The following is a 21,191-nucleotide window of genomic DNA, read 5'->3' on the forward strand; positions in this document are numbered from 1 at the left end:
GTCACGCCAGGTCGATCCCCGTGGCTCCGGAAAGCGCGTCGAGCAGACGCGCCTGGAAGGCCTCGTCATGCACGGCCGGATGCGGCTCGCGCCGCTCCTGGTGGTGCCAATAGCCGCCGCTCGCGCGGGCCGTGGCATCGTCGGTCGTGGCCAGCCACGCCTGCGTCATGTGGCCCAGCCGGAGGTCTCCCGGCGCGTCCGGGCCTCCCATCTTGGTGGGCACCCAACCGGGATCGACGGCCTGGCTGATCACGTCCGGCCAGCGCCGCGCCACCGCGGCGGCCAGGGCCGTCACGAACAGTTTGCTGTCGGAATACGAAGCGGTTTCGCGCGCCCCGTCCCAGGCCAGACCGCCCAGCTCGGGCCGCCCATCGTAGTGCATTTCGCTGCTCAGGTAGATCAGGCGCCGCGGCCGCGTGATGAGCGCGGTCAGCGCATAGGGCGCCGTCACATTGACCGGCAGGATGGCGGCGCCGGTGAACACGCCGGCATTATGGATGACCGCGTCCATTTGGCCCAGGGCGTTGAGCTGTTCGGCCAGCTCCCGCGTCTGCGTCAGGTCGGCCAGGTCGCCCACGACCGCCCGCGCCCCGCGCGCCAGCAGGTCGCGCGCGGCCTCCAGGCGCTCGCGGCTGCGGCCGTGCACGACCAGTTGGTGTCCGTCCGCCTGCAGTGCGCGCGCGGCCGCCAGGCCCAGGCCGTCGACCGAACCGGTGATGAAGATGCGTGCCATGGAAAAACTCCTCGGAAAACAGGGCCGGCGCCCGTCCATTGCGGGGACGCCGGCAATGGATGCTGCGGTTCCCGGGGAAGTATAGTCATCGACGCGGCGCTCGCGCGCCGGTCGCCCCGACCTTGCCCCATACACGGAGATTTCCCATGACGAACGACGCTCAAGCCCCCGTTATCCTCATCACCGGCGGCAGTCGCGGTGTCGGGGCCGCGACCGCGCGGCTGGCCGCGGCGCAGGGCTATGACGTGGCGCTCAGCTATGTCGCCAACGAGGCGGCCGCGCAGGCGGTGGTGGCGGACGTGCAGGCGCTGGGCCGCCGCGCCCTGGCCGTGCGCGCCGACAGCGCCGACCCGGACCAGATCGCCGGCCTGTTCAACGCGATCGACCGCGAATTCGGCCGTCTCGACGTGCTGGTCAACAATGCCGCGATCATCGCGCGCCAGTCGCGCCTGGAGGACCTGGCCTTCGAGCGCATGCAGCGGATCTTCGCGGTCAATTCCCTCGGCCCGATGCTGTGCGCGCAGCAGGCAGCCCGGCGCATGTCGCAGCGCCACAATGGCCGCGGCGGCGCCATCATCAACATCTCCTCGGCCGCGGCGCGACTGGGCAGCCCCAATGAATACGTGGACTACGCCGCCTCGAAAGGCGCGCTGGAGAGCTTCACGATCGGTTTTTCCAAGGAAGTGGCGCGCGAGGGCATCCGCGTGAATTGCGTGCGCCCCGGCCACATCTACACCGAAATGCACGCCAGCGGCGGCGAGCCGGGACGGGTGGACCGCATCAAGGACACCGTGCCCATGGGCCGTGGCGGCCAGCCCGAAGAGGTGGCGCGGGCCATCCTGTGGCTGGCCGGCGCCGAGGCCTCGTACGTCACCGGCACCTTCGTCGACGTCACGGGCGGCAAGTAAGCCCGGAACCGCCCGCTAGCGCAGCGCGGCAACGTCCACGACGGTTGCCCCGCAGGCCTGCACCAGCTCGGGATCGTGGCTGGCGAACAGCACCAGCCGGTCCCTGCCCCAGGTCTGGAACAATTCGGCCAGGGCGCGCCGCGCCGGCGTGTCCAGCCCGTTGCTGGGGCCGTCCGCGATGACGACGGCCGGGTCGCCCAGGGCGGCCGCGGTCAGGTAGACCTTGCGGCGCGTGCCCGTGGACATCTGCTCGAAGCGCTTGTCCAGGTGCGGCTCCAGTCCCAGCCGGGCGGCCAGGTCGAGCACCGCGTCGTCCACCGCCACGCCCTTTTCCGCCGCCGCCTGTTCGAGCAGCCCGCGCCCGGTCTGCTGCGGCAGCGCCAGGCAGTTGTCGGGCACGTAGGCCAGGCGCGCCCTGGCCTGCCGCGGCGCTTGCGCCAGCGGCTGGCCATCTATCCAGACCTCGCCCTCATCCGGCGCGATCACGCCCGCGATGATGCCGAGCAGACTGGACTTGCCGGTGCTTTCCTCTTCGCACAGCGCCACGCAGCCCGGCCCGAAGGCGTGCGTCAGCCCCTGGAAGACGAGATGGTCGCCGTAGCGTTTGGTGAGATTGTCGATGCGTAGCATGGCGCCAGTTTACGCAGGAACCGGCGATTCCTCCAGGTACTGCTGCGCCACGCCTTCCCGCTGCATCTGGCGCCATTGCGCCACCGACGGCGTCGCCATCTGGAAGGCGCGCGTCACTTCGCAATACCAGCCCGGATTGTGCAGCCGGCCGATCAACTGCATCGGCAGGGGATCGATGAACATGCGATCGGGATCGGCCACGGCCGCGTCGATCAGGTGCATGCCCACGATGTCGCCGATGACCAGCGTGCGGCGCGCATCGATATCGACCAGCTGGCGCACGCGACACTCCATCGACGCGGGACTGTCCTGGATCCGGGGCACGTCCACATTGCGGCCCGGCGCCAGCAGCAGCCCCGCCTCCATCGACTCGTCGATACTGGCATCGAAGTCGATGGCGGTCACGTTCATGCGGCGCGCCTGCGCCGCCGACACCAGGTTGACGACGAACTCGCCGCGCGCCGCGATGTTGCGCGCGGTGTCCTTCAGCCGCCCATCGCGCGAACCGACACAGAAACACAGGATCGGCGGATCGCCGGACATCACGTTGAAAAAGGAAAACGGCGCGACGTTCAACGCGCCCCGCGCATCGCGCGACCCGACCCAGGCGATAGGCCGGGGCAGGACGGTGGAATGCATGAGTTTGCTGCGCTGCTCACCGCTGAGCGCTTGCATGTCGAAGTACATAGGCTGGCAGATCCTGGTCGATTATTCGTTGCCCGCGCGCGCCGGATCCTGCTCCGGCTTTTCGACGCCGGCCCGGCGGGCGCTGGACTGGTGCATTTCCACCAGGTTGCCGGCGGGGTCGCGCAGGAACAGCTGCTTGAGGCTGGGCGAGGCCACGTTGTCGAGCGTGAAGTACTCGATGCCGCGGGCGATCAGTTCCTGCTCGGCGGCCAGCACGTCCTCGACCGCCAGCGCGATGTGGTTGGACACCGGATCCTTGCCCGGTCCCTTGGCGTAGCGCGACGGGCCCTCGCTGCCCAGGATGTGCAGCTGGGTGCCATTGGGCAGGTTGATCCACGAACCATAGATGCCCGGAATCTTCCAGCGCGCGGGATCCTGCGGCAGGTTCAGGACATCGCGGTAGAAATCGAGCATGGCGTCGGCCTGGGCGTGGTTCACACCGAATCCGACGTGGTGAAGTTCAAGCACTTTGACGGGCATGGGGAGTCTCCTCGTTAGGGGCAGCGCAGTGTGCCGGGCGACGACGCCGGGGCTGCGGACACGGCATGAATGCCGCAGCGGCGAATATAGTACGTTAAACGTACTATATGCAAATCGTATTATTTGATCGACGTATAATCCGAATTTGCCGCCCCGGCGTCCCTCATTCCCCGCGACAACCCCTGCCCCATGCCCGTCCGCAAGTCCCCCGCTCCCGCCGCCCCGGCTGCCAAGGCCGGGCGCGCCGCCAAGGCCCCCGCCCCCAAATCCCCCGCTCCGGCAGACGCCCGTGTCGCGCCGGAATTGCCCGGGATCCCCGCCACCCGCCAGGCCCGCGCCGAGCGCGACGGCGCGGCCGCCGCCGCCCGGCCGCACCTGGCGCTGATGGCGCAAACCGCCGCGCGCGGCACCGACGCGGGCGCGGCCGGACTGGGACTGCTGCTGCTATGGCTGGCCGACGACGTCGAGCAGCGCGCCAACGCCGCGCTGGCGCCGTTCGGCATATCGGAAAGCAAGCTCGACGTGTTGATGATCTTCGGCCTGGCCGAACGCGGACTGATCGACAGCCGCGCGGTGACGCCGTCGTACATCGCCGACTATTTCGGCGTCACGCGCTCGACGGTCACGGGCCTGCTGGACTGGCTGGAAAAGCGCGAACTGCTCACGCGCGCGCTCAACCACGAAGACCGGCGCAGCATCTCGCTGGCGCTGACCGACGCCGGACGCGAACTGCTCACGCAGGCGCTGCCGGCGTTCTGGACCATGTGCGCGTCGCTGGTGGATTGCCTGGACGAGAACGACCGCAAGGCCTTGCAGGGCATCCTGGCGAAAGTCTGGCGGCAGTTGAAGGAGCCGGCCGCCTGACGGGGGTGCGTCACTTGCGCGGGTACGACTTCCTGCCGCTATCGGAATAGCATAAGGTCCCGTCCCTTGGGCCGGTACAGGCGCACTGCCCGCTTGACATTCCCCCTCCCCCCTCCGAACATAGCCCCATCCACCCGGGGAGCTTCGGCAAGAAGCTGAGATTCCGATGGCGGCCGCGCCCCGCGCGCGGCGCGCGGCGCGAGAGACCCGTCGAACCTGATCCAGACAATGCTGGCGTAGGGAAGGTGCGCAACCCGCCGGCCCGCAATGCCGCGCCATGACGCCCCGCCCCGCCCGTTGTCCCCTTGCAAGGACCTGCGGCATGGCCTCCAACGCCCCCACCCTGTCCCACCTGGCGCTCGCCTCGCGCGACCTGTACGCGGCCGTGCGCCGTGACGCGCCGCTGGTGCAATGCCTGACCAACTTCGTGTCGATGAATACCGCGGCCAATACGCTGCTGGCGATCGGCGCGTCGCCGGCCATGGTGCACGCGGCTGAGGAAGCGCCCGAATTTGCCGCCATCAGCGGCGCGGTGGTGATCAACATCGGCACGCTCTCATCCCCCTGGCTGGACAGCATGCTGCTCACGGCCGCCGCGGCGGCCAAGGCCGGCACGCCCTGGGTGCTGGATCCGGTGGCGCATCACGCCACCGGCTTCCGGCGCGACGCGGTGCGGCGCCTGCTGGACCTGCGGCCCACGGTGATCCGTGGCAACGCGTCGGAGATCATCGCCCTGGCCGGCGGCCAGAGCGCCAGCAAGGGCGTGGACGCGCGCGATCCGGTGCAACTGGCCGAAGCGGCCGCGCGCGAACTGGCGCAGGCGCGCGGCACGGTGGTGGCGGTGACGGGCGAAGTCGATTTCGTCACGGACGGCCGGCGCGAGGTGCGCGTGACCGGCGGTTCGCCATTGATGCCGCGGGTCACCGCCACGGGGTGCGCACTGACGGCGGTGGTCGGCGCCTTCGCGGCGGTGGCGCGCGATGACGCCTACACGGCGGCGGTGGCGGCGCTGTCGTGCTTCGGCATCGCCGGCCGCCGCGCCGGCGCGCTGGCCGAAGGTCCGGGTTCGTTCGCGTGGCGCTTCCTGGACGCGCTGGCGGCGCTGGAAACGGACAGTCTGACGGCCGAATCGCCGCTGCGCTGATCCCGCCCTGCGCGCGCCGGACCGGCGCGCGGACGCTTGCCCCTACATGCGGTACTGCAGGCTCAGCATGGCGTTGCGCGGCGCGCCGGGCATGTTCAGGTTGGGGCTGCTGCCGTGCGCCGACACGATGTAGCCGGCGTCGAACAGGTTGTAGACGTTCAACTGCACCGAATACGGCCCCTGGCGCCACCACGCGGCGGCATCCGCCGTGACGTAGCCGGGCAACTTGACGGTGTTGCCCGGATTGGCGAAGCGCGCGCCCACCAGGTTCAAGCCGGCGCCGACGCCGAAGCCCTCGCCCAGGTCCTTGGTGATCCAGACGTTGCCGGCATGGCGCGGCGTCAGCGTGGCGCGCTTGCCTTGCACATCCTTGCCGGCGTCGCGCGCCACCGACTGCGTCACGCGCGCATCCAGGTAGGCATAGCCCAGCATCGCGCGCCAGCCGTTGGACAGGTCGCCCGACAGGGTCCATTCGGCGCCGTCGGTGCGCTGCGTGCCCACCGGCACCAGCGTGTTGGTCACCGGATTGGTGACCTTGATGTCGGTGCGCTCCAGGCGGAACACCGACACCGTGGTCGAGAGCTTGCCATCCAGGAAATCGTACTTGGCGCCGACTTCGTAGTTGGTGGTCTTCTCCGGCGCCAGGTCGACGTTGTTGGCCGCCAGCGCGAAGGTCTCGCCCGAGGGCTGGTAGGAACGGCTCCACGACACGTAGTACGACTGCACGCTATCCGGCTGGAACACCAGGCCCAGGCGCGGACTGAAATTGGAGTCGGTTCGCGACAGGTCCCGGCCGCTGCGGCGGTCCTCGGTCTTCTGCTCGAAGCGGTCGTGGCGCACGCCGGCCAGCACCTTCCAGTGCTCGCCCAGCGACATCATGTCCTGCACGTACAGGCCCAGGGTGTTGAAGCGGCCCAGGCTGTCGGAACCCGGCGCGCCGCTCACCTGGCGCTGCAAGGTCGGCAGGCGCGGGTCGAACAGGTCGACCACCGCGACGTTGGCGGCCGACCAATTCACCAGGTCCTTGTTCTGCTGGCCCACCTCGATGCCGTACAGCATGTCGTGGCGCACCGAGCCCCACTGCGCGCGCTGCATCAGTTCGGTCTGGTTGGTCCAGCCGTGCTCGTCGCGCAGCACGTTGCCGTGGGTCAGCGACACGGTCCGCGCGGCTTCGTTGACCGAACCCGGCAGCGTGTTGTTGCGGTTGAGCGTGTAGTGGTAGTAGCGCGTGGCGTTGCGCAGCGACCAGTTGTCGTTGAAGCGGTGCGTCAGCGTGGCGGCATAGGACTGCACCCGGGTCTGGGTGTAGTCGGTATCGCGCGCGTTCTCGGCGCCGTAGTAGGTCGACGGGTCCACGTCGACCGGACGGCCATGGTAGGCCGGGATGCCGAAGTCGGTCAGGCGGCGGTCTTCCAGGAACTCGGTCTGCAGCAGGAAGGTAGTGTTCTCGCCCAGCTTGAACTGGGCCGACGGCGCGACCGCCTTGCGGTCGATGAATTGCTTGTCGCGATAGCTGTCGCCCTTCTCCACCGCGCCGGTCAGGCGCCAGGCCATGCTGCCGCTTTCGTTGGCCCGGTCCAGGTCCAGGTCGAGCCGGCGGTCGTTCCACGAACCGTAGCTCAGGCCGACCTGCGAAATGTCTTCGCCCGGCTTCTTGGTCACGCGGTTGATCAGGCCGCCGGACGAACCGCGGCCATACAGCACCGCCGCCGGGCCCTTGATGACGTCGATGCGCTCGACGTTGGACAGGTCGCGGAAGTACAGCGCGTCGTCGCGGAAGCCGTCGACGAACTGGTCGGCGATGGCGGTGAAGCCGCGGATCGAGACCTGGTCGCGCTGGCCGTCGCCGGTCGAGAAGCTGACCCCGGGCACGTTCTTGAGCGCGTCCTGCACCGACATGGCGTGCTGGTCGCGCAGCACCTGCGCCGGCACCACGTTCACCGTCTGCGGAATGTCGCGCAGCGGCGCGTCGATCTTGGTGGCGCTGGTGGACGCCGGCGGGTTGTAGCTTTGCGCGGTGTCATCGGTGCCGACGACGCTGACGGCGGGCAAGGTGGCGGTGGGCGCAGCCGCCTGGGCCTGGGCGGCCAGGGGGGCCAGCGGGCCCAGGACGAGCAAGGCGGCGGAGAGGGGACGAAGGACGTGCATGGCCAGCGAGTATCGAAGTCGTTTGAAATGGAAGGATTCGCCATTCTCTTGACAACGAGAATCAGTCGCAATGCTTTTATCGTTCCGTTGCCTTGAGACGACGATAAATGAGACGCGCGTCCAATTCAGATGTTTTTAAGCTTGCCCATGCAACGCGTGCGCGGCGTTGCCGGCGGTCCGCATGTCACCAGCGGGTCATAACCCGTCCCCAGAATTTTGCGTTCCCCCGACACGAAAGGAACGACGGTGAAGCAGCCCCTCCGAAAGATCTTTGCACTGTCGGCCAGCGCCCTGCTGCTGGCCAGCCTGTCCGCCTGTGGCGGCAGCGATGACGATGACGACGACGCGCCGCCAGCGTCGGTGCCCCGGGGCGCCACGCTCGACCTGGCCATCCTGGCCACCACGGACCTGCACGCCAACGTGCTGGGTTACGACTATTACAAGCTGGCCGAGGACAAGAGCTACGGCGTCGACCGCACCGCCACCCTGATCGGCAACGCCCGCAAGCAGCACGCCAATACCTTGCTGTTCGACAACGGCGACACCATCCAGGGCACCGCCCTGTCGGACTACCAGGCGCTGGTGGCGCCGGTGCAGTGCTCGGACATGCTGGCGATCTACAAGCAGATGAAGCTGCTGGCCTATGACGCGGCCACCCTGGGCAACCACGAATTCAACTATGGCCTGCCCTATCTGTCGCAGGTCACCAACGTGGACTTCGGCCTGCCGGGCATCGGCAAGGGCACGGCGCAGACCAACCCGACCGGCGCCAAGGACTGCGCCGCGCCGGGCTTTCCGTTCGTGTCGGCCAACGTGGTGGCGGCCGCCACGCAACAACCGATCTTCAAGCCGTGGACGCTGCTGACGCGCACCTTCAAGGCAACCGGCCCGGATGGCAAGGCGCTCGACGTCGCCCTCAAGGTGGGCGTGATCGGTTTCGCGCCGCCGCCCATCATGCAGTGGGACAAGGCCAACCTGGAAGGCCACGTGACCGTCGCCGGCTGGAAGGAAACCGCCGCGCGCTATGTGCCCGAAATGAAGGCGGCGGGCGCCGACCTGGTCGTGGCGCTGGCGCATGGCGGCATCGACCTGGTCACGCCCTACAGTCCGTCCATGGAAAACGGCGCGGGCTACCTGAGCCAGGTGGCGGGCATCGACGCCCTGATCACCGGCCACCAGCACCTGCTGTTTCCCGACACCAATCCCAAGTCGCAATTCGCCGGCCAGCCGGGCATCGACCTCGAAAAGGGCCTGATCAACGGCGTGCCCGCGGTGCAGGCCGGCCAATGGGGCAACAACCTCGGCCAGATCACGCTGAAGCTGGCCTACGACCAGGGCTGGAAGGTACAGAAGAACGCCACCCAGGTGCAGCGCATCCCGACCCGCCTGACCGCGCAGAACGGCGGCACGCCCGCCACCTACGTCGCGCCCGACAGCGCCGCGCAGCAACTGGTGCAGGCCGAGCACAGCGCCACCATCACCTATGTCAAGACGCCGATCGGCCAGAGCCAGTTCGACATGGCCACCTACTACGCGCTGGCCGGCGACGTGTCGGCGCTGCAGATCGTCAACATGGCGCAGATCGACTACCTGAAGGACTACATCGCCCGCAACAGCCCCGCCTACGCCGGCCTGCCGATCCTGTCGGCGGCCGCGCCGTTCAAGGGCGGACGCAACGGCCCGGGCGACTTCACCTTCGTGCCGCAAGGCAACATCGCCATCAACAACGCGGCCGACCTGTACCTGTATCCGAACACCCTGCAGGTGGTGCGGGTCAGCGGCGACATCGTGCGCCAGTGGCTGGAGAAGACGGCGGAACAGTTCAAGCGCATCGATCCGGCCCAGGTCGCGCCGCAGGACCTGATCGACACCGGCTTTCCGACCTTCAACTTCGACGTGCTCTACGCCGAGGGCAACGCCCTGCGCTACCAGATCGACGTGACGCAACCCAAGGGCTCGCGCATCACCGCGCTGACCTACCAGGGCGCGCCGCTGGATCCGGCGGCGCAATTCCTGGTGGTCACCAACAACTACCGCGCCAGCGGCGGCGGCGACTTCCCGGGACTGGCCGGCGGCAAGGGCGACATCGTGCTGCAGGCGCCCGACGCCAGCCGCGACGTGCTGATCAGCTACATCAAGAAGCACCCCAACCTGGACCTGGCCACCTACGGCCTGGCGCGCAGCTGGGGCTTCAAGCCCGTGGCGGCATTGGCCGGCCCGGTGGTGTTCGCGTCGGTGCCGAACACACTGGCGCTGGCCACGGCGCATGGCGTCACCAACGTGTCGGTGTACGACCCGACGCCGGACGCGACGACGCAGCTGTCGCGCTACGCGGTGGACCTGACGCGTTGAGACTCATGCGTTGATGTTGACGCGGTGAAAGTGACGCGTTGAAGGCAACGCATCGCAGTCGACGCGGGCGCGTGAATCGCGCCCGCGTCATGGCGGTTTTCAGCGGTAATACACGCAGATGCGCTTGCCGTCGATCTCGTGCACGTCTATCGGCAGTTCATACAAGGCGCCCAGCACCTCGGGGCGGATCAATTCGGCGGGCGTGCCGCAGTGCGCCACCCTGCCCGCCTTCATCGCCACGATGCGGTCCGCGTAGCTGGAGGCGAAGTTGATGTCGTGCAGCACCAGCACCACCGTCTTGCCCAGCTCGTCGGCGGCGCGGCGCAGCGTGCCCATCATGGCCACGGCGTGCTTCATGTCCAGGCTGTTGAGCGGCTCGTCCAGCAGCACGTAGCGCGTGTCCTGGCACAGCACCATCGCCACGAACGCGCGCTGGCGCTGGCCGCCGGACATCTCGTCCAGGTAGCGGCCGGCCAGCGGTTCCAGGTCCAGATAGGAAATGGCCCGGTCGATATGCGCCTTGTCGTCCAGCGTCAGCCGCCCGCCGGAATGCGGATAGCGGCCGAACGCCACCAGGTCGCGCACCGTCAGGCGCAGCGGCAGGTGGTTGTCCTGCCGCAGGATGGCCAGGCGCCGCGCCAATTCGCGGCTGTCGCTGCGCGTCACGTCCAGGCCGTCCACCTGAATGCGGCCGGCGGACATCGGCAGCAGCCGGCTGATCATCGACAGCAGCGTCGACTTGCCGGCGCCGTTGGGGCCGATGATGGCGGTCACGCCGCCGGCCGGCAAGGCCAGCGACACCTGGTCCACGACCACGCTGTCGCCGTACTGCTTGCTGACTTGTTGGATATCGATCATTGGCGTCCCCTGCGCAAGATCAGGGCCAGGAACATCACTCCGCCCACGAATTCGATGACCACGCTGACCGTGGTGCTCAGTTGCAGCATCCGCTCCAGCAGCGTCTGCCCGCCGACCAGGAAGATCACGCTGAGCAGCACCGCGGCGGGCACGGTGTGGCGATGCCGATCCGACCGCATCGCCTGGTAGGCCAGGTTGCTCACCAGCAGGCCGAAGAACGTCACCGGCCCCACCAGCGCGGTGGACACCGACACCAGCACGGCGATGGCGGCCAGCGTCAGCAGCAGGGTGCGGCGGTAGTCCACGCCCAGGTTCAGCGCGATCTCGCGGCCCAGCGCCAGTACGTCATAGCGGCGCCGCATGCGCCACACCAGCAGCGTGGCGGCGGCCACCGCCGCCAGCGCGATCGGCAGCAGTTCGGTGCGCACCGAATTGAAGTTGGCGAACAGGCGATCCTGCAGCACCAGGAATTCGTTCGGATCGATCAGTCGCACCACGAAGCTGGACAGGCTGCGAAACAGCAGCCCGAAGATGATGCCCACCAGCATCATCAAATGCAGGCTGCGCACGGCGTCGGTGAACAGCCAGCGGAACAGCAGGCAGGCGAACGCCGTCATCGCGCACACTTCCAGCACGAAGGCCGCCACCGGATGGTTGACCGCGCCCGCCGCCTGGCCGAAGCCGAACACCACCACCGACTGGATCAGCAGGTAAAGCGCGTCAAAACCCATGATGGCCGGCGTCAGGATGCGGTTGTGCGTGACGGTCTGGAACAGCACCGACGACACCGCCACCGCGTACGCCACCAGCAGCATCGCCACCAGCTTGGCGCCGCGAAACGGCAGCACGAAGGCCCACTGGCCGTTCGCGCCCAACGCCATGAAGCCGACGATGCACGACAGCGCGGCCACGGCCAGCAGCGCCAGGCGCCACGCCTGGGGCGAACGCAGCGGCACGGCGCGCGCGATGAACTCAGCCACGGCGCGCTCCCCGGCTACGCAGCAGGCACAGGAACAGGATGCTGCCGACCACGCCCACCACCGTGCCCAGCGGCACCTCGTAGGGATGGATCACCAGCCGGCCGATGATGTCGCAGGCCAGCACGAACACGCCGCCCAGCATCGCCACCCAGGGAATCGAGCGGCGCATGTTGTCGCCCAGCACCAGGCTGACGGCGTTCGGCACGATCAACCCCAGAAAGGGAATGCCGCCGGCCGTGACCACCACCACCGCGGAAATCGCCGACACGATGAGCAGGCCCACCAGCGTCAGGCGCGCATGGTTCAGGCCGAGATTGGCGGCGAACTCGCGCCCCATGCCCGCCACGGTGTAGCGATCCGCCGCCAGGTAGGCCGCGGCCGCCAGGCCGAAGCCGATCCACAGCAGTTCGTAGCGGCCGCGCAGCACCCCGGAAAAATCGCCGGTGGTCCAGGCGTGCAGCGACTGCAGCAGGTCGTAGCGGTAGGCGACGAAAGTGGTGACGGCGTGGATCACGCCGCCCAGGATCAGGCCGATCAGCGGCACGATGAACGGCGTGCGCAGCGGCACGCGCCGCAACAGCGCCAGGAACAGCAGCGAGCCCGCCAGCGCGAAGACGGTGGCCGTCAGCATCTTGCCGATCACCGGCGTGTCCGGCGCCAGCAGGGTCACGACCAGGATGCCGAGCGTGGCCGATTCGACGGTGCCGGCCGTGGTCGGCTCGACGTAGCGGTTGCGCACCAGCATCTGCATGATCAGCCCCGCCACCGCCAGCGCCATGCCGGCCAGCAGCAGCGCCAGCGTGCGCGGCACGCGGCTCACCAGCAGCAGGCGCCAGGCGCGTTCGGCGTCAGGCCCGCCGGCCAGCGCGGCGAACGAGAACGACCCCGCGCCCAGGCCGATGCTGGCCGCGCACAACAGCAGCAGCAACAGCAGCAATGCCGCCAGTCCGGTCCAACCGGTTATCGCCCCGCCTGCCCTCACAACCGCCACTTCGACTCCGTCATGCCCACCTTGCGCTTACTTGACCGCGGGCTTGGCGGCAGACAGCGCGCGGGCGATATCGTCCACGTTCTGCTGCATGGCGCTCAGGCCGGCACTGCCCAGCAGGTACCAGTTGTAGCCGTTCAGGTAGACCACGCGCTGCTGCTGCCAGGCCTTGGTCGGACGGATCAGGTCGTTGTCCAGCATGCGCTGGGCCGAGGTGCCTTCGCGGCCGATGGCGGCGTCGCGATCGATCACGAACAGCCAGTCGGGATCGGTCTGGGCGATGAACTCGAACGAGATCGCCTGGCCGTGGTTCGACACGTTCAGGTCCTTGGCGGCCGGTGCAAAGCCGAAGGCGTCGTGGATCACGCCGAAACGCGAGCCGGGGCCGTAGGCGCTCATCTTGCCGCCGGTGGTCAGCACGATCAGCGCGTTGCCGGCCTTGGCCGCCTGGCCATGCAGCGCCGCGATCGAGGCGCGCAGGGCGTCGAGCTTTTCCTTGGCCACGGCCTGCTTGCCGTAGATGGCGGCCAGCGTTTCCGTGTTGCGCGTGACGCTGCCGACCAGGTCCTTGGCGTTGACCGTCAGGTCGACCGTGGGCGCCAGCTTGGCCAGCTCGTCGTACTTGGGCGCCGAGCGCCCGGCCACGAAGATGACCTGCGGCTGAGCCGCGTGGATCACTTCGTAGTTGGGCTCGAACATGCTGCCGACCTTCAGGTAGCGCTTGTCGGCATACTGCGCCAGCTGCGGCGGCAGCTTGGCGGCGCTGGGCACGCCGGTCACGTCGACACCCAGCGCATGCAGCGTGTCGAGCACCGCCAGGTCCAGCACCACGGTCTTGGCCGGGTTGGACGGCACGGCGGTCTCGCCGCGCGCATGCTTGACCGGCATGGTCTGGGCCACGCTCAAAGCGCTGGCCGCGCCCAGGGCCAGGGCCGCGGTGGCGCGCGCCAGCCAGCGGCCGGCGCGTCCTGCTTGTGCTTGATTCATCGTCATGCTTGCCTCTTCATGTAGCGGGAAGGCCGCCTGTCGGCGGCGGTTCCCTGGTGTTGCCTGCGGGTTCAGAACTTCACGCCCACGCCCAGCCAGTAGCGGCGGCCGTCTTCGACGTAGCCGTAGTCGTCGTAGCCGACCTGCTTGTCGAACAGGTTGTAGATGCCGGCGTAGACCGACACCTTCTTGTTCACGGCATACGAGCCGCCCAGGTCGACGAAGGTGTACGACGGCGCCACCAGCGAGGTCGAGGACGGGCCAGTGATCGGCTGGCTTTCCTTGCCGCGGTAATTCAGGCGCGCCCACGCTTCGAGCGCGTCGGAAGCCTGCCAGTTGACCGTGGTGGTGAACAGGTGCTTGGGCAGCTGGTTCAGCGGCTGGCCCTGGTACTGGCCGGACTTCTGTTCCGACTTGGTGAAGGTGTAGCTGCTGGTCAGCGACCAGTCACGGCCCAGCGGCAGCTTCAGGTTGGCCTCGACGCCGCGCGACACCGCCTTGTCCACGTTCATGTAGGTGGTGGGGTTGGAGCCGAACTGGTTGGGGCCATCGGTGCACTGCGACAGCGGGCACGCGACGCGGGTGATCTTGTCCTTGAAGTTGTTGTTGAACAGGGTCAGTCCGGCATTGAAGCCCTCGCCGTCGTCATACAGCAGGCCGAGTTCCTGGGTCACCGACTTCTCGGGCGTCAGGTCGGGGTTGCCGTACATGTTGCCGCCGCGGCTGACCTGGCCCCAGCCGGCCACGGTCTGGCGCAGGTCGGGCGCGCGGAACCCGGTGGACACGCCGCCCTTCAGGGTCCAGCGTTCGGCCATATGCCACACGCCATACAGGCGCGGGCTGAAATGGCTGCCGAAGTTCTCGTCCTGGTCCATGCGCAGGCCGCCGGTCAGCGCGAAGCTCTCGGCCAGGCGCCATTCGTCCTCGGCGAACAGCGCCCACTGGTAGCGTTCCACCTTGCTGGGGCCGCCGGCCAATTGGTTGCCGGTCTGATCGGTCAGGCGCTGCGTCAGGTAGGTGCCGCCCAGCGTCAGCATGTGCGAACCGAGCGGCAGCGTCCAGCTGGTCTGCAGGTCCAGGTTCTTGATCTTCATCTGGCGCGAGCGGTTGTCGAACTCTTCCTGCTGCACGTAGCTGTCGGACACGGCCCAACCCCAGCGGCCGGTATGCGACAACGCCCATTTGTTGCTGCGGTAATCGGTTTCCGACGAGGCCGGGCAGCCGTTGCGCGGGCACGCCACGCCGGGAGCCAGCGGCGCGACGGTCTTGCCCAGCGTGTTCTCGTACTTCTGGCGGCTGGAAGTGGCTTCCAGCACGATGTCGTGATCGCGGTTGGGCGTGAGCGCCAGCTTGGCCGTGATGTTGGTGGCATTGCGCTTGCGGTAGCCGTCGATGATCCTGTCTTCGTCGCGCTGGGTCGCCTGGCCGTAGATCTGCAGGCCCAGCAGGTCGTTCTTGATCGGGCCCGCCAGGTAGAAATTGCCCTGGTAGATGTCGCCGGACTTGCTGCTTTCCTGGATGGTGGTGTCCATGCGGATTTCACCGCCCCACTCGTTGGGCACCTTGCGGGTGATGATGTTGATCACCCCGCCCATGGCGTCGGAACCATACAGCGACGACATCGGCCCGCGCACCACCTCGATGCGCTCGATGGCCGAGATCGGCGGCGTCCAGCCGCCTTCGACGCCGCCGGAATCGGAGTTGGTGCGGGTTTCGCGCGAATTCTGGCGCTTGCCGTCGATCAGGATCAGCGTGTACTTCGGGCCCATGCCGCGCAGGCTGATGTCCTGGCGGTCGCCGCCGCCCGTGACCACCACGCCCGGCACTTCGACCAGCGCGTCGGTGACGTCGCGGTAGAACTTCTTTTCCAGATCCTGGCGCGTGATCACGCTGATCGAGGCCGGCGCGTCCTGGATCTGCTGCTCGTAGCCGCTGGCCGTGACCACCACGGTATCCAGCGTCTTGGGGTCGGCCGACGCGGCCGATTGCGCCCAGGCCGGATGACCGGTGGCAAGGCCGGTGGCGCACAGGGCGACAGCCAGGCGGGTACGCGGGCCGAATGCGCGGCGCGCGGCCAGATCGTTGCTGCTCATGATTTCAGACTCTCCCGTCCCGGACGGCGCCGCGCCCCACGCGCAGCCCGTTCCGCTTCAATTTTTAATGAAAACTATTCTCATATTAGAATTGAGCCCATCCGTGAGCTGCAACACGCTTTCCGCAACTTTTACTTTCTTCGCACTTCTTGACACTTCGGCCGCCGGCGACCCGCTATGCTGCCGTGGCAACAGAACCCAAGCGCATGTCCATACCCACCCCCATGGCAACGCGCCGCATCCTGTTGATCGACGACGACGTCGACCTGGCATTGATGCTGCGCGAGTACCTAGAGCCCACCCACATCGAACTGACGCTGGCGCACAACAGCACCCAAGGTCTGCCGCTTGCAATGCAGGAATGCTTCGATCTGGTGCTGCTCGACCTGATGCTTCCCGACGGCAACGGCCTCGATCTGCTGCGCCATCTGCGCCGTCATTCGCGCCGTCCCGTCATCATGTTCACCGCCCACGGCGGCGAAACCGATCGGGTGCTGGGACTCGAACTGGGCGCCGACGACTACCTGACCAAGCCCTTCGGCCCGCGTGAGCTCAAGGCCCGCATCGGCGCGGTGCTGCGCCGCTTCGAGGAAAAACCCGAACCCGCCCCGCCCGAACTGAGCGTGGGCGCGCTGTCGCTGGATGCCGCCAGCGGCCGCGCCCGCCTGGGCGCCCAGGAAGTCCTGCTGACCGGCGCCGAGCAACGCATCCTCGAAGTCCTGATGCGCACCCCGGGCCAGGTGGTGCCGCGCGAGCAGATCAGCCTGTATGCGCTGGGCCGCGCCGCCGACCGCTACGACCGCAGCATCGACACCCACATCAGCAGCCTGCGCAGGAAGCTGCAGCTGGACCAGGCCGGCGACGCCCCCGCCATCCGCAACCTGCGCGGACTGGGCTACGTGCTGGCCGGCGCGGCCTGATGCGCTGGCTGCCGGTCCGCTCCCTCTTCTGGCGCGCCTTCCTGACCTTCTGGGGCGCGATGGCCGTCATCATGGTCTGCGGCATGATGCTGACCGCGGCGGTCGCCTGGTACCGCGTCGATTCGCTCGACGGCCTGAACCCCGGCAACCTGACGCGCGATGCCGCCCAGATCGCGCGTCGCGAAGGCGCCGAGGGCCTGCGGCGCTGGGTCGGAGCCATGGACGCGCGCTATTCGGCGCTCAAGATCTACATCGTCGACACGCAGGACCGCGACATCCTCGAACGGCGCCTGCCGACCCGCCTGGACGATTGGCTGGCCGCCTTCCGCGCCTCGCCCGATCACGGCCTGATCGCCGCCATCGACGTGCCCGCCGACCCGGACGCGCTGCGCGTATCGTGGTGGGATCCACAGTTGCTGGTGTTGCCGGATCACAGCGAACTGCTGATGCTGTTCCTGCCGTTCGACTCCTCGCACTGGGAGGTGCTGGGCCTGACGCCGGTCACGCTGGGGCTGCTGCTGTTCGCGCTGGCGGTCACGGCGCCCTTCTGCTGGGCCCTGACCCGCCACGTGGCCGCGCCGCTGGAGCAACTGCGAGGCGCGGCCCGCTCGCTGGCCGCCGGCCGGCTCGATACCCGCACGCCGGCGGCGCTGCCGCTGCGCAAGGACGAACTGGGCCTGCTGGCGCGCGATTTCGACGCCATGGCGGGCCGCCTGCAGGCGCTGGTCGATACGCGCGAGCAGCTGCTGCGCAACATCGCCCATGAATTGCGCTCGCCGCTGGCGCGGATGCGCCTGGGCGTCGAACTGGCGCGCCGCAAGGACGAACGCCAGGACCTGCAGCTGGACCGCATCGAGCGGGAATGCGAACGGCTGGATACGCTGGTGGGCAGCACCTTGCGGCTGGCGCGCATGGGCGCCCTGCCCCAGCCTACCGCGACCTTGGACCTGGCCGAGGTGGTCGACGAGGTGGTGCAGGACGCGCGCTTCGAGGCCGGCGAACGCCGCATTGCCATCGCCTGGCACCGCCCGGCGCCGCTGCGCATCGCGGCCGACCGCGACAGCCTGGCCAGCGCCATCGAAAACGTGCTGCGCAACGCCCTGCGCTTCGCCCCGGCGGGCGGCGCGATCCAGGCGCGCCTGCTGGTGGACGCCGGCGAGGCCTGCCTGGAAATCGAGGACAACGGCCCCGGCGTTCCGGAAAAGGAACTGGCGTATCTGTTCGAACCGTTCTACCAGGGCGCCCCGGCCGCCGGCGCGCCTGCCGGCGGCGCCGGCCTGGGCCTGAGCATTGCGCGCGCCGCCGTCGCGGCGCACAAGGGCCGGATCTCGGCGCGCAATGTCGCGCCGCATGGCCTGAGCGTGCGCATCGAACTGCCGCGCGTGGCGGCCTGAGCTGTGTCCCGATGGCGGCGCCGCGCCGTCATCGGGCATCGGGCGCCTGGTCTCAGTCGTCCGCCAGGATCGCTGCCGACAGCCGCGGCAATACCCGCAAGGCATTGGCCGTGGTCGCCTGCGCCACCTGCGCCGGCGTGATTCCGCGTAGTTCGGCCAGCACCTGGGCAATGCGCGCCAGCTCGCCCGGCCGGTTGCGCCGCCGCGGCGGGTGCAGCCAGGCCGGCGGGATGTCCGGCGCGTCGGTCTCCAGCACCAGGTGGCGCAGGTCGACGTCGGTGGCGTGGCGGCGGATCTGCAGCGCCCGCTCGTAGGTCATGGCGCCGCCCAGCCCCAGCGCGAAGCCCTGTTCGACAAAGGCCTGGGCCTGCTGCGCGCTGCCGTTGAAGGCGTGCGCGATGCCGCCGATACGGTCGTGGCGCCGCAGGTACTTGAGCAGGATGTCCTGCGACTTGCGCACGTGCAGCAGCACCGGCAGCTTGAATTCCGCCGCCATGGCCAACTGGGCGGCGTAGAAACGCTCCTGGCGCGCGCGCGGCTCGCCCGAAGCGATTTCAGGCACGAAGAAATCCAGCCCGATCTCGCCGATGGCCACGAAGCGCGGATCGCCCAGCGCTTGCCGGATGGCCTCGCGCAAGGCGTCCAGGTCGGCGTCATCGGCGCGCTGCACGTACAGGGGATGGATGCCCAGCGCATAGGCGCCGCCCGCGACCTGCGCGGCAAGGTCCCGCACGACGGCAAAATTGGCGCGTTCGATGGCGGGAATGACAATGGCCTGCACGCCGGAGTCGAGCGCGTGCGCGGCCACCTCGGGGCGGTCGGCATCGAACTCGGCGGCATCCAGGTGGCAATGGGTGTCGATCAGCATGGGCGCGGCCTCCTTGCCCGGGTTTCCTGCTCAATCATCGCGCCGCCCGGCCCGCGGGCAGGCCTCAGCCCGAGACCAGCCGGCCGTTTTCCATCAGCAGCTGGCGATCGGCGCGCGCCGCCAGCTCGGGATCGTGGGTGACGATCGCAAACGCCGTGCCCGACTCGCGGTTGACGCGGGTCAGCAGCTCGAACATGTTGTGGGCGGTGTGGCGGTCGAGGTTGCCGGTGGGCTCATCGGCCAGCACGCAGACCGGTCGCGTCACCAGCGCGCGCGCCAGCGCCACGCGCTGGCGCTCGCCGCCCGACAGCTGGCCGGGGAAGTGGCCTTCGCGCGCCGCCAGGCCTACCAGGCCCAGCACCTCGCGCGCCGCCGCGCGGGCCTTGTCGCGATTCTCGCGCCGCACGATCAGCGGCATGGCCACGTTGTCCAGCGCCGAGAATTCCGGCAGCAGATGGTGGAACTGGTAGACGAAGCCCAGGCTGCGGTTGCGCACCTGGCTCTTCTTCGCTTCGGAAAGGCCGACGGCCAGTTGTCCATCGACCGCGACCGAGCCGCTGGTGGGCACGTCCAGCAGGCCCAGGATGTGCAGCAGGGTGCTCTTGCCGGAGCCGGACGCGCCGACGATGGCGACCATCTCGCCGCGCGCCACGCTCAGGCTGACGTTGCTCAGCACCTCGATGCGGGCCGGACCCTCGTCGTAGATCTTGACGAGATCGTCGGCCTGCAGTGCCGGGGACAGGGAATCAATCATGGCGCAGCACCTGTGCGGGTTGCAGGCGCGAGGCGCGCCAGCTGGGATACAAGGTCGCCAGCAGCGACAGCACCAGGGAGGTCACGCCGATGGTCACGATGTCGCCCACCTGCGGATCGGACGGCAAGGCGCTGATGAAATAGATTTCACGCGGCAGGAAGTGCACCCCCAGCAGGCGCTCGATGAACGGCACGATCACGTCGACGTTGTAGGCGATGAGGATGCCGCCGGCAACGCCCAGCAGCGTGCCGATGACACCGATCAGCGCGCCCTGCACCAGGAAGATGCGGGCCACTTCGCCCGGTCCGGCGCCCAACGTGCGCAGGATGGCGATGTCCGACTGCTTGTCCTTGACCGCCATCACCAGCGACGACAGCAGGTTGAACGCGGCCACCGCGACGATCAGCGCCAGGATCAGGAACATCATGCGCTTTTCGGTCTGCACGGCGGCGAACCAGGTGCGGTTGTTGCGCGACCAGTCGCTGGCCATGACGTACGGCGGCAGCACGTTGCGCAGCTCGGCCGCGACTTCGGGGGCCTTCTGCATGTCGGCGATGCGCAGGCGCACGCCGGAGGTGCCGCTGTCGCGGAACACCTTGGCGGCGTCTTCGTTGTCGACGAAGGCCAGCGAGGAATCGTATTCGTAGTGGCCCGAAGAGAACACGCCCACCACGGTGAACTGGCGCATGCGCGGCGCGAAGCCCGCCGGGCTGATCGAGCCCTGCGGCGCCAGCATCAGCAGCGTATCGCCCACCTTCACGCCCATGCCGTCGGCCAGCTCGTTGCCCAGCACCACGCCGAAGCCGCCCGGTTTCAGGTCGGCCAGCTTGCCTGCCACCATCTGCCGCGGCAGGTCGGAAACGTTGCCTTCGGTGGCCGGGTCGATGCCGCGCACCTGCACCCCGCGCAGCGCCTGGCCGCGCACCAGCATGCCTTGCGCGGCCACGAACGGCGCGCCGGCCTTGACCTCGGGATTGCGTTTGGCGGCATCGGCGAACTGCTGCCATTGTTCCAGCACGCGCTCGGGCGCGGCGCCGGGAATGTAGAGTTCGATGTGCGGCAGCACCGACAGCATGCGGTCACGGACCTCTTTCTGGAAGCCGTTCATGACCGACAGCACCACGATCAGGGCGGCGACGCCCAGCGCGATGCCGGCCATGGAACTGGCCGCGATGAAAGAGATGAAGCGATCGCGGCGGCCGCGTCGCTGGCGGATCCGGGCCAACCCGGCATAGCGGGCGCCGATCCAGAGTTCGTAGGGTATTTTCAGCACGAGCGCATTATGGCATTAACCGGCCGTAAAACCGTCCCCGGAATGCGGGAAGGCAAGACAAGCCGTGACAAGCTATGGCAGTCGGAGCCGGGCTTAGTTCCCATGCCGGCCTGCGTCTACAATCCTGCCC

At 68.5% G+C, this 21,191-nt stretch carries 19 protein-coding genes and 1 riboswitch; of the genes, 6 read left to right on the forward strand and 13 right to left on the reverse strand.

Features of this window, described 5'->3' with window-relative positions; genetic code table 11:
- Nucleotide 1 precedes the first annotated feature (1 nt).
- Nucleotides 2–733 carry an SDR family NAD(P)-dependent oxidoreductase gene (locus tag AC6CR5_RS08935; protein WP_498085541.1) on the reverse strand — a complete coding sequence of 244 codons (732 nt, stop codon included), beginning with the start codon at nucleotides 731–733 and terminating at the stop codon, nucleotides 2–4.
- A gap of 146 nt (nucleotides 734–879) precedes the next feature.
- On the opposite strand from AC6CR5_RS08935, the gene AC6CR5_RS08940 reads away from it, so the two are divergent.
- A complete protein-coding gene (locus AC6CR5_RS08940) occupies nucleotides 880–1,641 on the forward strand; it encodes an SDR family oxidoreductase (protein ID WP_498085542.1) in 762 nt (253 codons plus the stop codon).
- Nucleotides 1,642–1,656: 15 nt separating this feature from the next.
- On the opposite strand, the gene AC6CR5_RS08945 is transcribed toward AC6CR5_RS08940, so the two are convergent.
- The 3 genes from AC6CR5_RS08945 to AC6CR5_RS08955 are packed head-to-tail and all read right to left on the reverse strand — an operon-like array spanning nucleotide 1,657 to nucleotide 3,438.
- Entirely contained in the window at nucleotides 1,657–2,271 is a 615-nt protein-coding gene (locus AC6CR5_RS08945; RefSeq protein ID WP_200221509.1) for an ABC transporter ATP-binding protein, read from the reverse strand.
- Nucleotides 2,272–2,280: 9 nt separating this feature from the next.
- On the reverse strand, nucleotides 2,281–2,958 hold the full coding sequence (locus tag AC6CR5_RS08950) for a flavin reductase family protein (RefSeq protein WP_200221510.1): 678 nt from the start codon (nucleotides 2,956–2,958) through the stop codon (nucleotides 2,281–2,283).
- A gap of 21 nt (nucleotides 2,959–2,979) precedes the next feature.
- Nucleotides 2,980–3,438 carry a VOC family protein gene (locus AC6CR5_RS08955; RefSeq protein WP_200221511.1) on the reverse strand — a complete coding sequence of 153 codons (459 nt, stop codon included), beginning with the start codon at nucleotides 3,436–3,438 and terminating at the stop codon, nucleotides 2,980–2,982.
- A 189-nt stretch (nucleotides 3,439–3,627) separates the two neighbouring features.
- Between AC6CR5_RS08955 and AC6CR5_RS08960 the strand changes: the two genes are divergently transcribed.
- Together AC6CR5_RS08960 and thiM are read left to right on the forward strand one after the other, a co-directional pair.
- Nucleotides 3,628–4,302 carry a MarR family winged helix-turn-helix transcriptional regulator gene (locus AC6CR5_RS08960; RefSeq protein ID WP_498085543.1) on the forward strand — a complete coding sequence of 225 codons (675 nt, stop codon included), beginning with the start codon at nucleotides 3,628–3,630 and terminating at the stop codon, nucleotides 4,300–4,302.
- A 125-nt stretch (nucleotides 4,303–4,427) separates the two neighbouring features.
- Nucleotides 4,428–4,563, forward strand: a riboswitch (TPP riboswitch).
- Between the two features lie 61 nt (nucleotides 4,564–4,624).
- Nucleotides 4,625–5,446, forward strand: coding sequence for a hydroxyethylthiazole kinase (gene thiM / locus AC6CR5_RS08965; protein ID WP_269876791.1), 822 nt, complete (start codon nucleotides 4,625–4,627; stop codon nucleotides 5,444–5,446).
- A 42-nt stretch (nucleotides 5,447–5,488) separates the two neighbouring features.
- On the opposite strand, the gene AC6CR5_RS08970 is transcribed toward thiM, so the two are convergent.
- Nucleotides 5,489–7,594, reverse strand: coding sequence for a TonB-dependent receptor (locus AC6CR5_RS08970; RefSeq protein WP_498085544.1), 2,106 nt, complete (start codon nucleotides 7,592–7,594; stop codon nucleotides 5,489–5,491).
- Nucleotides 7,595–7,840: 246 nt separating this feature from the next.
- Between AC6CR5_RS08970 and AC6CR5_RS08975 the strand changes: the two genes are divergently transcribed.
- Complete coding sequence (locus tag AC6CR5_RS08975; protein WP_498085545.1) at nucleotides 7,841–9,946, forward strand: 5'-nucleotidase C-terminal domain-containing protein; 2,106 nt, start codon at nucleotides 7,841–7,843, stop codon at nucleotides 9,944–9,946.
- A 99-nt stretch (nucleotides 9,947–10,045) separates the two neighbouring features.
- On the opposite strand, the gene AC6CR5_RS08980 is transcribed toward AC6CR5_RS08975, so the two are convergent.
- The 5 genes from AC6CR5_RS08980 to AC6CR5_RS09000 all read right to left on the reverse strand — a co-directional run bounded on the left by AC6CR5_RS08980 (nucleotide 10,046) and on the right by AC6CR5_RS09000 (nucleotide 15,852).
- Nucleotides 10,046–10,804 carry an iron ABC transporter ATP-binding protein gene (locus AC6CR5_RS08980; RefSeq protein WP_155866187.1) on the reverse strand — a complete coding sequence of 253 codons (759 nt, stop codon included), beginning with the start codon at nucleotides 10,802–10,804 and terminating at the stop codon, nucleotides 10,046–10,048.
- Entirely contained in the window at nucleotides 10,801–11,784 is a 984-nt protein-coding gene (locus tag AC6CR5_RS08985) for an iron chelate uptake ABC transporter family permease subunit (protein ID WP_173361482.1), read from the reverse strand. Before AC6CR5_RS08985 ends, AC6CR5_RS08980 begins: the two co-directional genes overlap by 4 nt.
- Nucleotides 11,777–12,766 (reverse strand): ABC transporter permease, encoded by a 990-nt coding sequence (locus AC6CR5_RS08990; protein ID WP_150101051.1) that lies wholly within the window; start codon nucleotides 12,764–12,766, stop codon nucleotides 11,777–11,779. The genes AC6CR5_RS08985 and AC6CR5_RS08990 overlap by 8 nt, the downstream gene beginning before the upstream one ends.
- Before the next feature lie 36 nt (nucleotides 12,767–12,802).
- Nucleotides 12,803–13,765 (reverse strand): siderophore ABC transporter substrate-binding protein, encoded by a 963-nt coding sequence (locus AC6CR5_RS08995; protein ID WP_054514916.1) that lies wholly within the window; start codon nucleotides 13,763–13,765, stop codon nucleotides 12,803–12,805.
- 65 nt (nucleotides 13,766–13,830) lie between these two features.
- The gene (locus AC6CR5_RS09000; protein WP_054445145.1) at nucleotides 13,831–15,852 is read right to left on the reverse strand and encodes a ligand-gated channel protein; all 2,022 of its coding nucleotides are present in this window, start codon (nucleotides 15,850–15,852) and stop codon (nucleotides 13,831–13,833) included.
- 206 nt (nucleotides 15,853–16,058) lie between these two features.
- Between AC6CR5_RS09000 and AC6CR5_RS09005 the strand changes: the two genes are divergently transcribed.
- Nucleotides 16,059–16,772: a response regulator transcription factor gene (locus tag AC6CR5_RS09005; RefSeq protein ID WP_026384291.1), complete on the forward strand. Its 714-nt coding sequence runs from the start codon at nucleotides 16,059–16,061 to the stop codon at nucleotides 16,770–16,772.
- The gene (locus AC6CR5_RS09010) at nucleotides 16,772–18,166 is read left to right on the forward strand and encodes a sensor histidine kinase (protein ID WP_024069419.1); all 1,395 of its coding nucleotides are present in this window, start codon (nucleotides 16,772–16,774) and stop codon (nucleotides 18,164–18,166) included. Before AC6CR5_RS09005 ends, AC6CR5_RS09010 begins: the two co-directional genes overlap by 1 nt.
- A 52-nt stretch (nucleotides 18,167–18,218) precedes the next feature.
- Here the strand turns inward: AC6CR5_RS09010 and AC6CR5_RS09015 are convergent, their stop codons facing one another.
- The 3 genes from AC6CR5_RS09015 to AC6CR5_RS09025 all read right to left on the reverse strand — a co-directional run bounded on the left by AC6CR5_RS09015 (nucleotide 18,219) and on the right by AC6CR5_RS09025 (nucleotide 21,013).
- Complete coding sequence (locus tag AC6CR5_RS09015; protein ID WP_020928303.1) at nucleotides 18,219–19,034, reverse strand: TatD family hydrolase; 816 nt, start codon at nucleotides 19,032–19,034, stop codon at nucleotides 18,219–18,221.
- Between the two features lie 64 nt (nucleotides 19,035–19,098).
- A complete protein-coding gene (locus tag AC6CR5_RS09020) occupies nucleotides 19,099–19,788 on the reverse strand; it encodes an ABC transporter ATP-binding protein (RefSeq protein WP_006384955.1) in 690 nt (229 codons plus the stop codon).
- Nucleotides 19,781–21,013 (reverse strand): lipoprotein-releasing ABC transporter permease subunit, encoded by a 1,233-nt coding sequence (locus tag AC6CR5_RS09025; RefSeq protein WP_498085738.1) that lies wholly within the window; start codon nucleotides 21,011–21,013, stop codon nucleotides 19,781–19,783. The genes AC6CR5_RS09020 and AC6CR5_RS09025 overlap by 8 nt, the downstream gene beginning before the upstream one ends.
- Nucleotides 21,014–21,191 lie beyond the last annotated feature (178 nt).

It is taken from the genome of Achromobacter sp. EG18, from assembly GCF_059759395.1.